The sequence below is a fragment of the Rahnella sp. WP5 genome (assembly GCF_000745615.1).
GTDB classification, from domain to species: domain Bacteria; phylum Pseudomonadota; class Gammaproteobacteria; order Enterobacterales; family Enterobacteriaceae; genus Rahnella; species Rahnella aceris.
On sequence record NZ_KN050720.1, the window covers coordinates 743,674 to 759,374 of the forward strand.

At 53.7% G+C, this 15,701-nt stretch carries 14 protein-coding genes; 3 read left to right on the forward strand and 11 right to left on the reverse strand.

Translation table 11 applies throughout. The annotated features are described in order from the left end of the window. Window positions 1-105: 105 nt before the first annotated feature. From ndk to trmJ, 6 genes are all read right to left on the reverse strand, one after another. Entirely contained in the window at window positions 106-531 is a 426-nt protein-coding gene (ndk, locus tag EX31_RS20530; protein WP_013574367.1) for a nucleoside-diphosphate kinase, read from the reverse strand. Window positions 532-753: 222 nt separating this feature from the next. Next, window positions 754-1,617 (reverse strand): enhanced serine sensitivity protein SseB, encoded by an 864-nt coding sequence (gene sseB, locus EX31_RS20535; RefSeq protein ID WP_037036412.1) that lies wholly within the window; start codon window positions 1,615-1,617, stop codon window positions 754-756. 78 nt (window positions 1,618-1,695) lie between these two features. Next, window positions 1,696-3,006 carry an aminopeptidase PepB gene (pepB, locus tag EX31_RS20540; protein ID WP_037036414.1) on the reverse strand — a complete coding sequence of 437 codons (1,311 nt, stop codon included), beginning with the start codon at window positions 3,004-3,006 and terminating at the stop codon, window positions 1,696-1,698. A gap of 81 nt (window positions 3,007-3,087) precedes the next feature. Beyond that, the gene (locus tag EX31_RS20545) at window positions 3,088-4,257 is read right to left on the reverse strand and encodes an IscS subfamily cysteine desulfurase (protein WP_037036416.1); all 1,170 of its coding nucleotides are present in this window, start codon (window positions 4,255-4,257) and stop codon (window positions 3,088-3,090) included. Window positions 4,258-4,530: 273 nt separating this feature from the next. Next, on the reverse strand, window positions 4,531-5,025 hold the full coding sequence (gene iscR / locus EX31_RS20550) for a Fe-S cluster assembly transcriptional regulator IscR (RefSeq protein ID WP_013574363.1): 495 nt from the start codon (window positions 5,023-5,025) through the stop codon (window positions 4,531-4,533). 215 nt (window positions 5,026-5,240) lie between these two features. Next, a complete protein-coding gene (gene trmJ / locus EX31_RS20555; protein ID WP_013574362.1) occupies window positions 5,241-5,978 on the reverse strand; it encodes a tRNA (cytosine(32)/uridine(32)-2'-O)-methyltransferase TrmJ in 738 nt (245 codons plus the stop codon). Between the two features lie 127 nt (window positions 5,979-6,105). Between trmJ and suhB the strand changes: the two genes are divergently transcribed. Beyond that, on the forward strand, window positions 6,106-6,909 hold the full coding sequence (gene suhB, locus EX31_RS20560; RefSeq protein WP_013574361.1) for an inositol-1-monophosphatase: 804 nt from the start codon (window positions 6,106-6,108) through the stop codon (window positions 6,907-6,909). Between the two features lie 80 nt (window positions 6,910-6,989). Here suhB and EX31_RS20565 read toward each other — a convergent pair whose 3' ends face one another. Together EX31_RS20565 and EX31_RS20570 are read right to left on the reverse strand one after the other, a co-directional pair. After that, on the reverse strand, window positions 6,990-8,009 hold the full coding sequence (locus tag EX31_RS20565; protein ID WP_037036418.1) for a nickel/cobalt transporter: 1,020 nt from the start codon (window positions 8,007-8,009) through the stop codon (window positions 6,990-6,992). After that, entirely contained in the window at window positions 8,000-8,665 is a 666-nt protein-coding gene (locus tag EX31_RS20570) for a DUF1007 family protein (RefSeq protein ID WP_223509731.1), read from the reverse strand. Before EX31_RS20570 ends, EX31_RS20565 begins: the two co-directional genes overlap by 10 nt. Before the next feature lie 187 nt (window positions 8,666-8,852). Here EX31_RS20570 and csiE point away from each other — a divergent pair, with 187 nt between their 5' ends. Further along, window positions 8,853-10,133, forward strand: a complete 1,281-nt coding sequence (csiE, locus tag EX31_RS20575; protein ID WP_037036420.1) for a stationary phase inducible protein CsiE — start codon at window positions 8,853-8,855, stop codon at window positions 10,131-10,133. On the opposite strand, the gene EX31_RS20580 is transcribed toward csiE, so the two are convergent. Further along, window positions 10,130-11,290, reverse strand: a complete 1,161-nt coding sequence (locus tag EX31_RS20580) for a 3-phenylpropionate MFS transporter (RefSeq protein ID WP_037036422.1) — start codon at window positions 11,288-11,290, stop codon at window positions 10,130-10,132. The genes csiE and EX31_RS20580 overlap by 4 nt on opposite strands. Before the next feature lie 163 nt (window positions 11,291-11,453). Further along, on the reverse strand, window positions 11,454-12,707 hold the full coding sequence (glyA, locus tag EX31_RS20585; protein ID WP_015689472.1) for a serine hydroxymethyltransferase: 1,254 nt from the start codon (window positions 12,705-12,707) through the stop codon (window positions 11,454-11,456). A gap of 332 nt (window positions 12,708-13,039) precedes the next feature. Between glyA and hmpA the strand changes: the two genes are divergently transcribed. After that, window positions 13,040-14,230, forward strand: a complete 1,191-nt coding sequence (gene hmpA / locus EX31_RS20590; protein ID WP_037036423.1) for an NO-inducible flavohemoprotein — start codon at window positions 13,040-13,042, stop codon at window positions 14,228-14,230. A gap of 64 nt (window positions 14,231-14,294) precedes the next feature. Here hmpA and EX31_RS20595 read toward each other — a convergent pair whose 3' ends face one another. Then, window positions 14,295-15,698, reverse strand: coding sequence for a c-type cytochrome (locus EX31_RS20595; protein ID WP_037036425.1), 1,404 nt, complete (start codon window positions 15,696-15,698; stop codon window positions 14,295-14,297). Window positions 15,699-15,701: the final 3 nt, after the last annotated feature.

Sequence of the window (15,701 nt, forward strand, 5' to 3'; positions counted from 1 at the left end):
CAACATTGTACAAATTTTAGGGCACGGTTGCCATGTTTGGAAAGTACAGTTACAAAATTCTTGTGAATTTGCGGCTTATCTTCCAGCAACGGTGACTCAAAAATCTTAACGCGGGCAGATTTCGCTTTCGGTAAAGAAGTAAGCGATTTCGCGTTGTGCAGATTCTACAGCGTCAGAACCGTGAACCGCGTTAGCAGTGAAGCTATCCGCGAAGTCTGCACGCAGGGTGCCAGCCAGTGCGTTGTCCGGGTTAGTGGCGCCCATGATGTCACGGTTACGCTGAACCGCGTTTTCACCTTCCAGAACCTGAACCATGATCGGGCCAGAGGTCATGAACTCAACCAGACCGTCGAAGAACGGACGGCCTTTGTGTTCTGCGTAGAAGCCTTCAGCTTGTTCTTTCGTCAGTTTCAGCATTTTAGACGCGATGATGGTGAAGCCAGCGCGTTCGAAACGTGCGTAGATAGCACCGATGTCGTTGTTAGCTACGGAGTTTGGCTTGATGATGGAGAAAGTGCGTTCGATAGTCATGAAAAAACCTCTGTCTGACTTTTATAGGTAGGGCCGGTTAATTTAATGTTATACCTGCCGTAAAATGGCGGTGATTATAGGGAGCGAAGTTACGATTGCCTACCCGAATCACAACATTTAATTAAAAAAATGTGTGATTAATTCACTATCGAACCTAAACCACCTATTTCCCGCAAACAAAACAGGGGCAAAACGGTGCTTTCCCCTGGTGTCCTCTCACTTTTATGCCTGTCCTGACGAAGGAATAATATTGCGCAACCAGCTTCCCCACTTGCGCTGATAGAACGGCTGGGTGTGGCTGATCAGATAATGGCTGATGCCACGCTCTTTTTCAGAAACGATACAGAAATCCACCGGACGATCGTCGGGAGAGGTTTCGCTCGCCACATTTCCCGCCTCGCGGATCAGCGCGTCAATTTCCTGCTCATCGCCGTCCGCTTCGACGCCAATCAGCAGGTTTGGCTGTTCATCCACGGCTTTATCGTGGATCAGCGCCATAAATGCACGGCGCACCGGTTTCTTCTGGGTGAAAAGCGTGGTGAGCGCGTCGATCATAGCGGAAGGATACTCCTCCGGCTGGCCGATCAGCAGCTGACTTTCTTTATCCAGCACCAGCTCAGACGGCGCATTTAACCCGCCATTGCTCAGCAACAGCGTAACCTCGTTCGGGGTGAATTCCTTGCCGTACTCCGATTTCGGATTCAGAAACAACTCCTCCCCTTGTGTCATTTCAAACAACACGCGGGCAGGCAGCGCGACAAACGCCTGCTCATCCGGGCTTTCGCCGGCACTGGCTTTTTCCAGAACCTCCACAGAGGAAAAGAAAGGAATGATCGAGCTGCCGTCCTGTTTTTCCCAGTGCAAAACATTCAGTTCACTGCCTGCGGTAATCGCCACACTGCCCTGCTTTTCAGCGTCATCCTGCCCTGCATCACCGAGCACAAACACGGTAGACTCCAGCAAAGTTTGATAAAACGCCGGACGCCAGGCAGGCGCGGTGACAGACAGGCGGAGCAGGCGCTCCAGCTCGTTTTCACCGTCGGTCGCCGCCGCGCTGGCAGGGAGATGATCGTGTGGGACACTCATGGTTCTTAACTCCGCTAGTGGTATAAAACGGGGCGCTGTTAAGCGCCCCGTTGTGCTTCATGCATTGCTTTCTAAAACTTACTTCGCCTTGGCTAACAGCAGGTTGGCGACGGTACGCACCCCCAGACCTGTCGCACCGGCAGACCACTGATCCGCCGCGCTTTTGCGGTACGTTGCGGAACAGTCGATGTGCAGCCAGCCTTTCTTATAGTCAGTGACGAAATGAGACAAGAACGCCGCAGCTGTGCTTGCACCCGCAGTGTGTGCAGGACCGGCAATATTGTTCAGTTCAGCAAAGTTAGACGGCAGATGAGAACGGTGGAATTCTTCCAGTGGCAGACGCCAGAACGGTTCGTGTTCGGCTTTCGCACTTTCCAGCAGTTCGCCTGCCAGTGCATCGTCAAAGCTGAACAGTGCGTGATAATCGTTACCCAGCGCAGTTTTCGCCGCACCGGTCAGCGTGGCCGCATCAATGATCAGTTCAGGCTTTTGCGCAGAAGCGTCGATCAGGCCATCAGCCAGCACCAGACGGCCTTCGGCGTCGGTGTTCATCACTTCAACGGTTTTACCGTTGCGGTAGCGGATAATGTCGCCCAGTTTCAGTGCATTGCCGCTGACCATGTTATCCGCGCAGCACAGATACAGTTTCACACGTTTATTCAGACCGTTCGCCGCAGCCAGCGCCAGTGCGCCGGTCAGCGTGGCCGCGCCGCCCATATCCGCTTTCATGGAATCCATTGACGCGCTTGGCTTCAGGCTGTAGCCGCCGGTATCAAAAGTGATACCTTTGCCGACCAGACAGGCGTAAACCGGTGCATCTGCGTCGCCGCCCGGGTTGTAATCCAGCGCCAGTAATACCGGCGGACGGTCAGAACCGCGGCCCACGGTGTGGATACCCATATAACTTTGCTGACGCAGGTCGTCGCCTTTGGTGATGCGGTAGCTGACTTTTTCATTACCGAATTCACACATCAGATCAACTGCGCGGGTCGCCAGTTGTTCAGGGGACAAATCCTCTGCCGGGGTATTAATGGTATTACGTACCCAGTCGATGATTTTCAGGCGTTGTTTAAGCGTGTTCGCGTCATCCTCAGACAATTCTGCCCATTCAACGTTGCGTGTGCCTTTCGGGCCACGGAAGCCTTGCCAGAATGCCCAGCTATTTTCGAGATCCCAGCCTTCACCCGCCAGTTTAACATTTTTAACACCCTGACCGTCGATACGACGCGCGGCACGGGCAATGACCGTCAGCACATCGCCGCCATTCAAATGAATGGTCATACCGGCGGAATCAGTGCTCAGTGTGGCTTTTTCGCCCCAGCGCGCATCAGCAGGCTGGGAAGAAAGGAATACGGACATTGCTTCATTGGTCGTGACTTCGGAACTCATAACAGCACTCCTGATGTTTTTTATCTTCAATGAATATTCATTTTCAATGACAGGCAAATCACCCTTTCATCGGGTGGCACTTCATTTCGTATAAACTGGTGGCAACTCACGCAGGCGGCGGACAGATTTCACCACCAGCGCAATCGCATAATCAATTTCTTCTTCCGTTGTCCAGCGCCCCAGCGAGAAGCGAAGGGAGCTGTGCGCCAGTTCTTCACTTAATCCCAGAGCACGCAGAACATAGGAAGGCTCAAGGCTGGCAGACGTACAAGCCGAACCTGACGATACCGCCAGATCTTTCAACGCCATGATCAGAGACTCCCCTTCTACACTGGCAAAACTGACGTTGAGAATATTCGGTGCTGCATGTTTCGGCGTGCCGTTCAGAAACACCTGATCCAGCGCCTGAATGCCTTTCCACAGGCGATCGCGCAGTTCAGTCAGACGCGCTACTTCGGTTGTCATTTCTTCTTTGGCGATACGATAAGCCTCGCCCATCCCGACAATCTGATGCACCGGCAATGTACCGGAACGCATGCCGCGTTCATGCCCGCCGCCGTGGATTTGCGCGTCAATCCGCACTTTCGGTTTACGACTCACGTACAGCGCGCCAATGCCTTTCGGGCCGTAAATCTTATGCGCGGAAAACGACATCAGATCAACCTGCAACTCGCTGAGATCAATCGCAATCTTGCCCACACTTTGGGTCGCATCCACATGGAAAAGGATGCCCCGACTGCGGCACAGTTCGCCGATGGTCGCAATATCCTGTACCACGCCGATTTCATTATTCACCTGCATGATGGACACCAGAATGGTGTCCGGGCGCAGCGCCGCTTCAATCGCCGCTGGCGGAATAAAACCATCTGCCTGCGGCGCCAGATAGGTGACGTCGAAGCCTTCGGTTTCCAGTTGAGCACAGGTGTCTAACACCGCTTTATGCTCAGTCTGGCTGGTAATAATGTGTTTGCCTTTCGCGCTGTGCGCGTGGGCGGCACCTTTAATCGCCAGATTGTCAGATTCGGTGGCGCCCGATGTGAAGACGATTTCACGCGGATCGACATTAATCAGCCCGGCAATCTGGTTACGCGCTACATCCACCGCCTCTTCAGCCTGCCAGCCGAAACGGTGAGAACGGGAAGCCGGATTACCGAAAGTACCGTCCAGTGTTAAACACTGCATCATTTTCTGTGCAACACGCGGATCAACCGGCGTGGTGGCAGAGTAATCAAGATAAATAGGTAATTTCATGGCAGGTAAGCTCCGGACTGCGCGTTCGGCTTCGAACGAAAGAATTAAAAACGACATCCAGTTTAAAACGGGTTCACGGCTTCTTAAAAGGGAAATGACGCTTTGCGGGCACTAATCGGTAAGAATTGACGTCAGAAAAGCAAAAGCCCGCAGAAATGTGCATTTCCGCGGGCTTTGAGTAACGTAAAAATTCACATGCATCCCCTAAATCATTCGTGTCGCATCAAGGCGGCAACGGAGCAAACCCCGAGGCGGCGCGAAGGATGACAGGGATTAGGCTCGAAGATTGACGTTGATAGTTTCCATCTGGCGGCCATTCGGCTGACGACGGGTTTCACCGTTCTGACGGTCAGCCACTTCCAGGATTTCCTGATTATTGACCAGCTCTGCCAGCGTAATATTGTTCAGGAAGCCGCTGATGCGTTCGCTCAGATCACGCCATAAGGTATGAGTCAGGCAACGTTCGCCATTCTGGCAGCCTTCTTTACCCTGGCAACGGGTCGCATCGACAGATTCGTCAACGGCAGTAATCACTGCACCAACGGCGATATCACCAGAATCTTTACCTAACAGATAACCACCGCCCGGACCACGAACACTGGCAACCAGACCATTTTTGCGTAAGCGCGAGAAAAGCTGCTCCAGGTAAGAAAGGGAAATACCCTGACGCTCAGAAATGTCAGCCAGTGGTACTGGTCCTTCCTGGGAATGCAGTGCAACGTCGAGCATAGCGGTCACGGCATAACGGCCTTTGGATGTCAGTCTCATAGCATGGTTACCTGTTTAAATGACTTAGAAATTCAATAGTGCGGAACATGCAAACGAGTCTGCCATTCCCGAGTAAAACAGTCAACTATTTAACCTAGTAATTTACTCAAGTATTACAGATCGGACAGAACCGCACGATTTCTGTCATTTACTGATAATCGACAACCCTTTGATAAAAAGCCACAAACCGGTGTTTTATAATCAAATTCCGATACTTATTCTTTGTTGCTATGAGTCTTTTCAATCGACGTCAGGATACCGCGCAGGATGTTTAATTCCTGAGATTCAGGTCGTGCACGGGTAAACAGACGGCGTAATTTGCTCATCACCTGCCCCGGATGTGCCTGACGAATAAAGCCGGTTTCCAGCAAGGTTTTTTCCAGATGCTGATAAAAACGTTCGAGATCGTCGACCAGTGGATACGGTGTCTCTTCATATTCAATCTGCGGTTTTGCTGCTTCCAGCAAAGCCAGATGTGCGACGCGTACTTCATAGGCAATAATCTGCACAGCCATCGCCAGATTCAGCGAGCTGTATTCAGGGTTTGCCGGAATGCACACGTGATAGTTACATTTTTGCAGTTCTTCGTTGGTCAGCCCGACGCGTTCGCGGCCAAACACCAGCGCCACCGGCGCGGTTTGTGCGGCTTTCGCACTGTGCTCACCGCACTCGCGCGGTTCAAGCATCGGCCAAGGCAGTGTGCGGGAACGTGCGCTGGTGCCGATCACCAGACTACAGCCCGCCAGCGCTTCATCAAGCGTATCAACAATTGTCGCGTTACCGATGACATCACTGGCTCCGGCAGACAAAGAGATAGCCTGAGAGTCAGGTTTTACCAGCGGATTCACCAGATAAAGGCTTGATAAACCCATGGTTTTCATAGCACGGGCGGTAGAGCCCATATTGCCAGTGTGGGACGTTTCTACTAATACAATGCGGATATTGGGCAGCATAGGAACTCTTAGCCAGACGGAAAATCACAACAGCCTAACACAACGGTAGTTAATTTTCAGAACCCCTGCTATACTGCGCGCCGTTTCCCGTATTCCCGTTCTTTAACATCCTAGTTGGAAGATATCCATGCATCCGATGCTCACCATCGCCGTGCGCGCTGCGCGCAAGGCCGGTAACCTGATTGCCAAACATTACGAAACGCCAGACTCTGTAGAATCTACACAAAAAGGTACCAACGATTTTGTTACCAACGTAGACCGCGATGCAGAACACATGATTATCGATGTTATTCGCAAATCCTATCCAAAACACACTATCATCAGTGAAGAGTGTGGCGAGCTGGAAGGCGAAGACAAAGACGTACAATGGATTATCGACCCGCTGGATGGCACTACCAACTTCGTTAAACGCTTCCCACATTTCGCTGTTTCTATCGCCGTGCGCATCAAAGGCCGCACTGAAGTCGCGGTAGTTTACGATCCAATGCGTAACGAACTGTTCACCGCGAGCCGTGGTCAGGGCGCACAGTTGAACGGTTACCGTCTGCGCGGTACTAACGCGAAAGATCTCGACGGCACCATTCTGGCGACCGGTTTCCCGTTCAAAGCAAAACAACACGCAACCAGCTACATGAATGTGGTTGGCAAACTGTTCACCGAATGTGCAGACTTCCGCCGCACCGGTTCTGCTGCGCTGGATCTGGCCTACGTGGCCGCTGGCCGCGTTGACGGTTTCTTCGAAATCGCCCTCAAGCCCTGGGATTTCGCCGGCGGCGAACTGCTGGTTCGTGAATCCGGCGGCGTGGTGACTGACTTTGTTGGCGGCCACAACCACTTCTCGTCAGGCAACATCGTTGCCGGCAACCCACGCGTCGTTAAAGGTATTCTGATGACCATGCGTGATGAACTGAGCGAAGCGCTGAAGCGTTAATTCCGCTGAGTATCAGTTAAAAAAAACGGACGTCCTTTCGGGCGTCCGTTTTTTTATGTCTGTTGTTTATGTACAGGAGGTTATCCCCTGAATGGCCCGCCGGTTATCGGCGAAACATCACCGCCGCCGGTGCTGAAGAGCAAAATGCCCGCCACCAGCAGCACAATTCCGCCGGTCAGCGCCAGCAGCGACCAGGTGATCCGCTGCCACGCTGCAGGCGTGCGGGTTGCGCTTAGTTTCACCGCCAGCGCACGGCTGTAAAACACTAGTACGCCAATCAGCGAGACGGTCAGCGACGTGCCGATAGCCATCGTAATGGCTGAAATCACGCCCCAGTTGTAGACGCCAATCACTTTGGAAAACAGCAACACCATGATCGCGCCGGAACACGGGCGTAATCCCATCGCCAGCACAATCGCCACCTGCGTGCGCAAATCTCCGCCCGCCTGAAGCTGCTGATCGTTTGGCACATGCTGATGGCCGCAACCGCAATGTTCGTCGTGGACATGCGTTTCATTGCCCATTGGCGACAGGCTGTGGATTTTCATGGCGTGAACCGGACGCAAACTTTTGATGGTTTGCCACATCCGTTTAAGCGCCCGCCAGCACAACAGCAACCCCAGCAACATCACCAGAATGAAACTGCCCCGCTCCATCCAGAAACTGCTCTGATGCAGCTGACGCGAAGACAGTTGCAGCACGCCGAGCACCACACTGACCAATAATATTGCCACCAGCCCCTGCACAATCGCCGACGCGAAGGTCAGCTTCAGGCTGTTTTTCAGTCGCGAAGGATGCGTCGCCAGATAGGTGGTGATAACGATTTTGCCGTGCCCCGGCCCGATGGCGTGGATCACGCCATAAATCAGGCTAAAACCGGCCAGCGTCATACCCGCCTGCATCGGATTTTCTTTCACCTGCCGCAGCAGACCCGCCAGTTCCTGATGTAACTCCCGCTGCCAGATAATACTGCTGAGCAAAATACGCGGCCAGTAATGGATTAAGAGGGAAGCGCCGCCCGCCAGCAGCAACAGAAATACTGCCAGCGGCCAGAGATCGCGCCAGGACAGGGTTTTCGATGGCGTGGAGATTAATGACATTCCAGCGTGACCTTCTGAGCAAATTGCTGACCAAGATCCATGTCTTCCGGCGGGGCATCAGCCTTATCGAGTGACAGGGCATAATTTTGCAGCGAGGCATCCGGCTTCGGCGTAAACAGTGCCAGCGTACAGCGTTTTTCCAGCGCCGGTGGCAGATGCAACGCGGTTTTGTCTTTATAGGTCATATCGACAAAATACGAAGGATCAAAAGTGGAGAATTCCATCGGTTTGCCTTCCAGCCCTTGCGGTTTGGCCAGCGGCAGGACGAATTCCAGCACTGCCTGATCGCCCTTACGGGAAAGCTGATACTCACTGGGCAGATCCAGATATTTCACCGGTTTTCCGTCACGATAGAAATCTGTGAAGTAATGCTGACTCAGCACCCGCGCCATGACTTCGGCCGCCAGTTTCTTCCAGATATCAGACCCCGGCTTGGCGTTCTGTGCGTCGTACAACAAATCTGCCGAGGTGATTTCATCCATCGTCCAGACCATTTTCAGCCCGGTCAGCGAGGTTTCATTCGCCACGAGCGTGGTCTGCATATCAATAAAACTGTGCGGGTGCGCCAGCACCGTTGCGGGCAGACAGAACAGCGCAACGCCCAGCCATTTGGCGTAACGGGAGAAAGGCCGGTTCCGGGCCTGGTGTAACGTCATTTCCATATCAGGCGCCATTATATTGTTACTAAGTAACAGTATTTTGCTGTGCATTTAACCGGTCGTCAAAAATATCTGTGATCTGAGTTGTAAGCCGGAGTAAAAGCCAATCCCCGCGCCTTATTGCGGGCATTCGCTTTGCTATGCTTGACTAATAATTTCAGGCGATACCTTTTCGGCAGGTGATATGAATCCAGAAAAACAGCCCTCCCCTGCGCTTTCCGCTTCGCAACGCCGTTGCCACGTGTTGCTGATGCTGTACGCGCCGCTGACGGCGGTTCAGCTGGAGATCATCAGCGAAATTAACGGCGTCGGGTTAGACATGACGTGGGAAGATCTGGCGGAAGTGACCTGCGAAATTCAGCGGATCCATCAGCTTGATGTGCTGCAGTACAGCGAAAAAGAATGCCGCATTCAGGGCGATACGCTCGCTCAAAGGTTGTGTTTATTTCAGGGCTTGCGCCGTACATTGCGCATTTCACCGGACTTCGTTTCCCGCCATTTTATTCCCTGGCTGCATATTGCCTTCGAAGGCCAGGCCTGCCCGAAGGCTGCTCTGCGCACCGACATTCTTGGCATGATGCTGGAAGACTGCGGCGCGTTATTACCCAAACCCCTGAGCGGACACGACCGCCAGCTGATGCTCATCTGCCTGCAATACTGTCTGTGGCAAAACAATGGCCCGACCGGCTTACGCTTCACCGAACAACAGCGTCGCTGGCTGCGCGAAAAGCCCGAATATCCTGCCGCCCGCGAACTGTTTATTCAGTTACAGGAACTCAGCAACGGCCGGCTGGATGAGTGCGAATGTGAGTTTTTCACCCTGATGTTACGTATGCTGAAAATCCACAGTTATCAGAGTTCCGGTTCGACGGAAGATCAGCGGCTGTTATTAGAAATTGAAAATATGGTGGCGCGTTTTCAGGATATCGCCGGGATGAAATTCAGCAGTTACGAAGGGCTGGTCGGCCAGCTTTTCGCCCATCTGGGCCCGGCGATCGAACGCTGTCATTTTGGCATCGGCATCGACAATCTGATGCAGGAAGAAGTGAACCGCATGTATCCGCGTCTGGTGCGAACCACCCGCGAGGCGTTGCAGGGTTTCGAACACGAATATCTGATTACGCTTTCTGAGGATGAAATCGGGCTGGTGGCGATCACTTTCGGAGCGTGGCTGATGCAGGGTAATGCCTTGCAGGAAAAACAAATTTTGCTGCTGACGCACGACAATCCGCAGCTGGAAGAAGCGGTCGAGCAGCAAATTCGCGAAGCGACGCTGCTGCCGCTGAACATTAAATATCAGACGCTGGCGGATTTCTATAAATTCGGTGCGCCGAGTGGCGTAGCGCTGATTGTCACCCCTTACGCCACCCGCAGCACCGACGCCGACCCGCTGGTGATCCACACGCAACTACCGCTGGCCAAAGAGCAGCGTAAACGTATCCGCTCGCTGCTCGAAGCCCCCTAACGGGCTGACGTCACCGGCGCTGACGGCGTAACCACCGGACGCAGGAAAATCGCCGGCACCGCCAGCAGCGCCATCACCCAGAACAATCCGGCATGCAGATGTTCGAACAGGAAACCGGATACCATGGTCATCACGGCCACGCCGCCCCCCATCGCCAGTGCGGAATACACCGATTGCAGGCGGATCACCTGATCACGTGGTCGTGCAGCGATAAATCGCATGCCCGCCAGATGGCAAACCGTAAACGTGCCACAGTGCAGAATCTGCATCACAATCAGCCACGGCAACGCGGTAAACGCCCCCATCATTCCCCAGCGCACCACGCCACACACGGCCGAAAGCAGCAGCAGATCCCGCGCTGACCAGCGGCTGAACAGCTGTTTACTAAAGGTAAAGACCAGCACTTCCGCCACGACGCCCAGCGACCACAAATAGCCGATGGTCGTGGAAGAATAGCCCACGTCCTGCCAGTAAATTGCACTGAAACCGTAATACGCCGCATGGGCGCCCTGCAACAGCGTCACACATAACAGGAAACGCCAGACTGGTTTTTCGCCAAGCAACGCTTTCCACGAAATACCCGGCGCACCGCTGGTACGCGGCTCTCCCACCGGCTTCACGCTCGGGCGCAGCAACATGCCGAGCAACATCGCGGCCACGCCTGCGGTCAGTGTGTACAAAATCGCCTTATGACCGTAGGCCTCAACCAGCTTGCCGGTCACCGCTGATCCAATCACGAAGGCAATGGAGCCCCAGACACGCACCTTGCCGTAATCCATATTGATCTGGCGTTGCAACGTGCCTGCCAGCGCATCGGTCAGCGGCACCAGCGGACCGAAAAACAGACTGAAACCGGCAATGTTGATCATCAGCCACGCCCAGCCGTTGCCAAACCAGAACCCGACGGCAAACGCCAGCGTAAGCAGCGCCAGAATACGCAAACCGGTGATGAGGTAAGACGGGTCTTTGATGGACGGAGAAATGATTAACGTGCCAAGAAAACGGGCGACCAGACCCGCACCCAGCAACAAGCCGATGCTTTCGGAGGAGATCCCCTCACCTTTAAGCCACAGGCCCCAGAAAGGAAGAAAAATACCGTAACTGAAAAAATAGGTGAAATAACTGAGTGCAAGCCAGCGCGTGGAACGCAATTCCATAAATCCTCCGGTGTGAGGCCAATACTTTGACAAAGCTCACAATCGCTAGCAATCCGCAGACGCTTTCATACTCCCGTAATGTCTGCCAGCTCACAAATTCTGATACATGCCCATAAAAAAACCCGCCGTAGCGGGTTTTAGCAGCTTAACGGCTTCGCAAATATTACGCGTAAACCGGGAAACGTGCACAGATGTCGAGAACTTTCTGTTTAACGCGTTCGATCGTTGCTTCGTCGTTCACGTTGTCCAGCACGTCACAGATCCAGCCAGCCAGTTCGCGCACTTCAGCTTCTTTGAAACCACGACGGGTCACAGCCGGGGTACCGATACGCACACCAGAGGTCACAAACGGGCTCTTCGGATCGTTAGGTACGCTGTTTTTGTTCACAGTGATGTTAGCGCGACCCAGAGCGGCATCGGCTTCTTTACCGGTCAGATTTTTATCGACCAGATCCATCAGGAACAGGTGGTTGTGCGTACCGCCGGAAACCACTTTGTAGCCGCGTTCCAGAACCACAGCCACCATTGCCTGTGCGTTTTTAGCCACCTGCTGTTGGTAAGCTTTGAACTCAGGTTCCATCGCTTCTTTCAGTGCTACCGCTTTACCGGCAATCACGTGCATCAGCGGGCCGCCCTGACCACCCGGGAAGACAGCAGAGTTCAGTTTTTTGTAGAACTCTTCGTCGCCGCCTTTCGCCAGAATCAGACCGCCGCGTGGGCCAGCCAGCGTTTTGTGCGTGGTGGTGGTCACGATGTGTGCGTGTGGAACCGGGTTCGGGTAAACGCCCGCAGCAATCAGACCGGCAACGTGTGCCATGTCAACGAAGAAGTAAGCGCCAACGCTGTCGGCGATTTCACGCATTTTTGCCCAGTCAACGATACCGGAGAATGCAGAGAAGCCGCCGATGATCATTTTTGGTTTGTGCAGTTCGGCCTGACGTTTCACGTCTTCGTAATCGATGTCGCCGCTTTCGTCGATACCATAAGGCACCACGTTATACAGTTTACCGGAAAGGTTAACCGGTGAACCGTGCGTCAGGTGACCGCCATGGCCAAGGTTCATCCCCAGAATGGTGTCGCCCGGTTGCAGCAGTGCGGTATACACCGCGAAGTTTGCCTGTGAGCCGGAGTGCGGCTGAACGTTGGCGAAATCTGCACCGAACAATTCTTTTGCACGGTCGATAGCCAGTTGTTCAACGATGTCGACGTACTCACAGCCACCGTAATAACGTTTGCCCGGGTAGCCTTCTGCATATTTGTTGGTCAGTTGCGAACCCTGAGCCTGCATGACACGCGGGCTGGTATAGTTTTCTGACGCAATCAGCTCGATATGTTCTTCCTGACGAACAACTTCTTTTTCCATTGCTGCCCACAGCTCAGCATCATAATCGGCAATGTTCATTTCACGCTTTAACATCCGCATCTCCTGACTCAACAAACTAAAAATAAACGCCCCTTCCGGGTTCTGCGCCACAGTGTAAATGTTTAAGCGGCCTTCGGATAGGGTCAGTTTGAGGTTTTTAGGCAAACGATTGGCTCCAGATACAGCAAGGCTTTGATCTGCGAACATCTGTCCATAATCAAGGGATAAATATTCACCTGAACATGTACAAATTTCAGCTTTGTGACTCAGCCCCTGTCGGGAAAAGCCCTTACCCCTTTAGGGGGTGTTTACAGAAATAGTGGGTTTATATAAGATGCATTTAAAATACATGTTTAAATAAAATCATCACAGACAAGGTGTTCACCATGCTTGATTCAGCCACTATCGCCACCGTTAAATCCACTATTCCGTTGCTCGCTGCAACCGGTCCGAAACTGACCGCACACTTTTATGACCGTATGTTTGCGCATAATCCCGAACTGAAAGACATCTTCAATATGAGCAACCAGCGCAACGGCGATCAGCGTCAGGCGCTGTTTGATGCCATCTGCGCTTATGCCGCCAATATTGAAAATCTGGCGGCGCTGCTGCCTGCCGTGGAACGCATCGCGCAAAAACACACCAGCTTCACCATCCAGCCTGAGCAATACAATATTGTCGGCGCTCACCTGCTGGCAACGCTGGATGAAATGTTCAGTCCGGGTCAGGAAGTGCTGGATGCATGGGGCAAAGCCTATGGCGTGCTGGCGAATGTGTTTATTAACCGTGAAACCGAGATTTATCAGGACAGCGCAGAAAAAACGGGGGGCTGGCGCGGCACGCGTGAATTCCGCATCGCCGAAAAACAACCGCAGAGTGAACTGATTACCTCTTTCCTGCTGGAACCTGTCGACGGTAAACCGGTGGCCGACTTTCAGCCGGGGCAATATCTGGCGGTATATATCCGCGATGCCTCACTGGAAAATCAGGAAATCCGCCAGTATTCCCTGACCCAGGCACCGAACGGCAAAACCTACCGCATCGCGGTAAAACGCGAAGGGCAAGGTGCCGTATCCAACTTCCTGCATAATTTTGCGCAGCCGGGCGACATCATTCATCTTGCTGCCCCGCACGGTGATTTCTTTATGGATATCAGCGATACCACGCCGGTGGCGCTGATTTCTGCCGGTGTCGGCCAGACGCCGATGTTGGGTATGCTCAATACGCTGGCAGAACGCGGACATCATGCGCCGGTACAATGGCTGCACGCGGCTGAAAACGGTGCCGTGCACGCATTTGCCGGTGAAGTGACAAGCGCGCAGAAAAACCTGCCGCAACTGGAAAGCCATGTCTGGTATAACCGGCCACAGGCAAATGATTTACCCGGTGAAGATTTTCAGTATCAGGGGCTGATGGATCTGAGCAAAGTCAGCGCACAGCTGAGCGATCCGGCGATGCATTTCTACCTGTGCGGTCCGGTCGGCTTTATGCAGTTTGCAGCCAAACAACTGCTGGGGATGAACATCAGCGAAGCCAACATTCATTACGAATGTTTCGGTCCGCACAAAGTGATTTAATCCCTGCACGAAAAGAAAAGGCTGACACAGAATGTCAGCCTTTTTTATTGCTGTTCAGTACAGATTAATGACGACGTCGGCGACGTACAAAAAACAGCGCAATCAACAGGATAACCACCAGTCCCGCAATGCCCATGCCCCAGTGCGCCAGTTCAAGCAACGGCGAAGGTTTGCCACCTGCGCGCAATTCTTTCACGCGGTCAGATGTCACTTTCGCCTGATCGTTACCAAACTGCCGCAACAACTGATTGCTCAGCGTAGCGACCTGCGTATCCGACAGTAAATGCTCAAACGCTGGCATCGCGACATCTTTGCTTTCCGGCCCGCGCTGCACGCCATGCAAAATAACCATCACCAGGTTGTCGCTGTTCAGGTGCCCGAGCGCTGTATTATTGATCAGCGATGGCAGGCCACCGTCCTTGCTGCCACGGCCGTCGGGCTGATGGCAACTGGCACAATAGCCATCATAAACCTGCCAGCCAGTCATTTTATCGGCATCAGCCGGACGCGGAACACCACGCAAAGTATCGACATAATTCGCCGGTGATCCGAACTGGTCTGTAGCTCTCGCCTGCCCTTGCTGACTGACCGGCGTGGTCTGTTTCAGCCACACGGCAATGGCCTGCAAATCGCTGTCACTCAGATGGCTGAGGCTATGGTCGATCGCTTCCGCCATCGGCCCTGCCGCCTGCGCTTTACCCGGCGCGTGACCGGTTTTCAGGTAACCGGCGATCTCACCGGTGCTCCAGTTGCCAATCCCGCTGACCGCATCCGGCGTAATGTTCGGCGCGAACCAGGTGCCCAGACTGCTGCCGCCCAGCGCTTTATCGCCCTGTTCCGCCATCAGCGCATTACGCGGCGTATGGCAGGTGCTGCAGTGCGCCAGTGCCTCGCCGAGATACGCGCCACGGTTGACCTGATCGCTTTTCGACGGATCGGCTTTAAACGCGCCTTTTTCGAGGAACAGTAAATTCCAGCCTGCCATCGACAATCGCACGTTGAACGGGAACGGCAGCGCCGTCGGCGTTGACGGCACATCCACCGGCTCCACGCCCTGCATAAAGTAGGCGTACAGCGCTTTCATGTCGTCATCGCTGATTTTGGCATACGAGGTGTAGGGCATCGCCGGATACAGATTCGCACCATCACCGCGCACGCCATCACGCACCGCGTGTTCAAATTGCTCCAGCGTGTAATTGCCGATACCGTCTTTTTTAGACGGCGTAATGTTGCTCGAGTAAATAGTGCCCAGTGGCGTTGCCAGTCCGAGGCCACCGGCGAACGGTTTGCCGCCTTCGGTGGAGTGACAGGCCACGCAGTCCCCGGCGACCGCGACATATTCGCCTTTCCTGATCAGCGCATCCTGTTCCGGCGATAACGCGGCATAAGCTGTGCCCGCCGTCAGGCTCAGGCCAAAGGCCAGCAACGCGCCCGTCAGACGTTTTTGAGTTAAACGATTCAGAGTCATGTC

Coding starts and splice junctions, on each gene's coding strand:
- EX31_RS20545 (WP_037036416.1), bottom strand. CDS start 4,257: ATGAAATTACCTATTTATCTTGATTACTCTGCCACCACGCCGGTTGAT.
- EX31_RS20580 (WP_037036422.1), bottom strand. CDS start 11,290: ATGGAATTGCGTTCCACGCGCTGGCTTGCACTCAGTTATTTCACCTAT.
- hmpA (WP_037036423.1), top strand. CDS start 13,040: ATGCTTGATTCAGCCACTATCGCCACCGTTAAATCCACTATTCCGTTG.
- EX31_RS20595 (WP_037036425.1), bottom strand. CDS start 15,698: ATGACTCTGAATCGTTTAACTCAAAAACGTCTGACGGGCGCGTTGCTG.
- sseB (WP_037036412.1), bottom strand. CDS start 1,617: ATGAGTGTCCCACACGATCATCTCCCTGCCAGCGCGGCGGCGACCGAC.
- suhB (WP_013574361.1), top strand. CDS start 6,106: ATGCATCCGATGCTCACCATCGCCGTGCGCGCTGCGCGCAAGGCCGGT.
- glyA (WP_015689472.1), bottom strand. CDS start 12,707: ATGTTAAAGCGTGAAATGAACATTGCCGATTATGATGCTGAGCTGTGG.
- EX31_RS20570 (WP_223509731.1), bottom strand. CDS start 8,665: ATGACGTTACACCAGGCCCGGAACCGGCCTTTCTCCCGTTACGCCAAA.
- pepB (WP_037036414.1), bottom strand. CDS start 3,006: ATGAGTTCCGAAGTCACGACCAATGAAGCAATGTCCGTATTCCTTTCT.
- csiE (WP_037036420.1), top strand. CDS start 8,853: ATGAATCCAGAAAAACAGCCCTCCCCTGCGCTTTCCGCTTCGCAACGC.
- EX31_RS20565 (WP_037036418.1), bottom strand. CDS start 8,009: ATGTCATTAATCTCCACGCCATCGAAAACCCTGTCCTGGCGCGATCTC.
- iscR (WP_013574363.1), bottom strand. CDS start 5,025: ATGAGACTGACATCCAAAGGCCGTTATGCCGTGACCGCTATGCTCGAC.
- ndk (WP_013574367.1), bottom strand. CDS start 531: ATGACTATCGAACGCACTTTCTCCATCATCAAGCCAAACTCCGTAGCT.
- trmJ (WP_013574362.1), bottom strand. CDS start 5,978: ATGCTGCCCAATATCCGCATTGTATTAGTAGAAACGTCCCACACTGGC.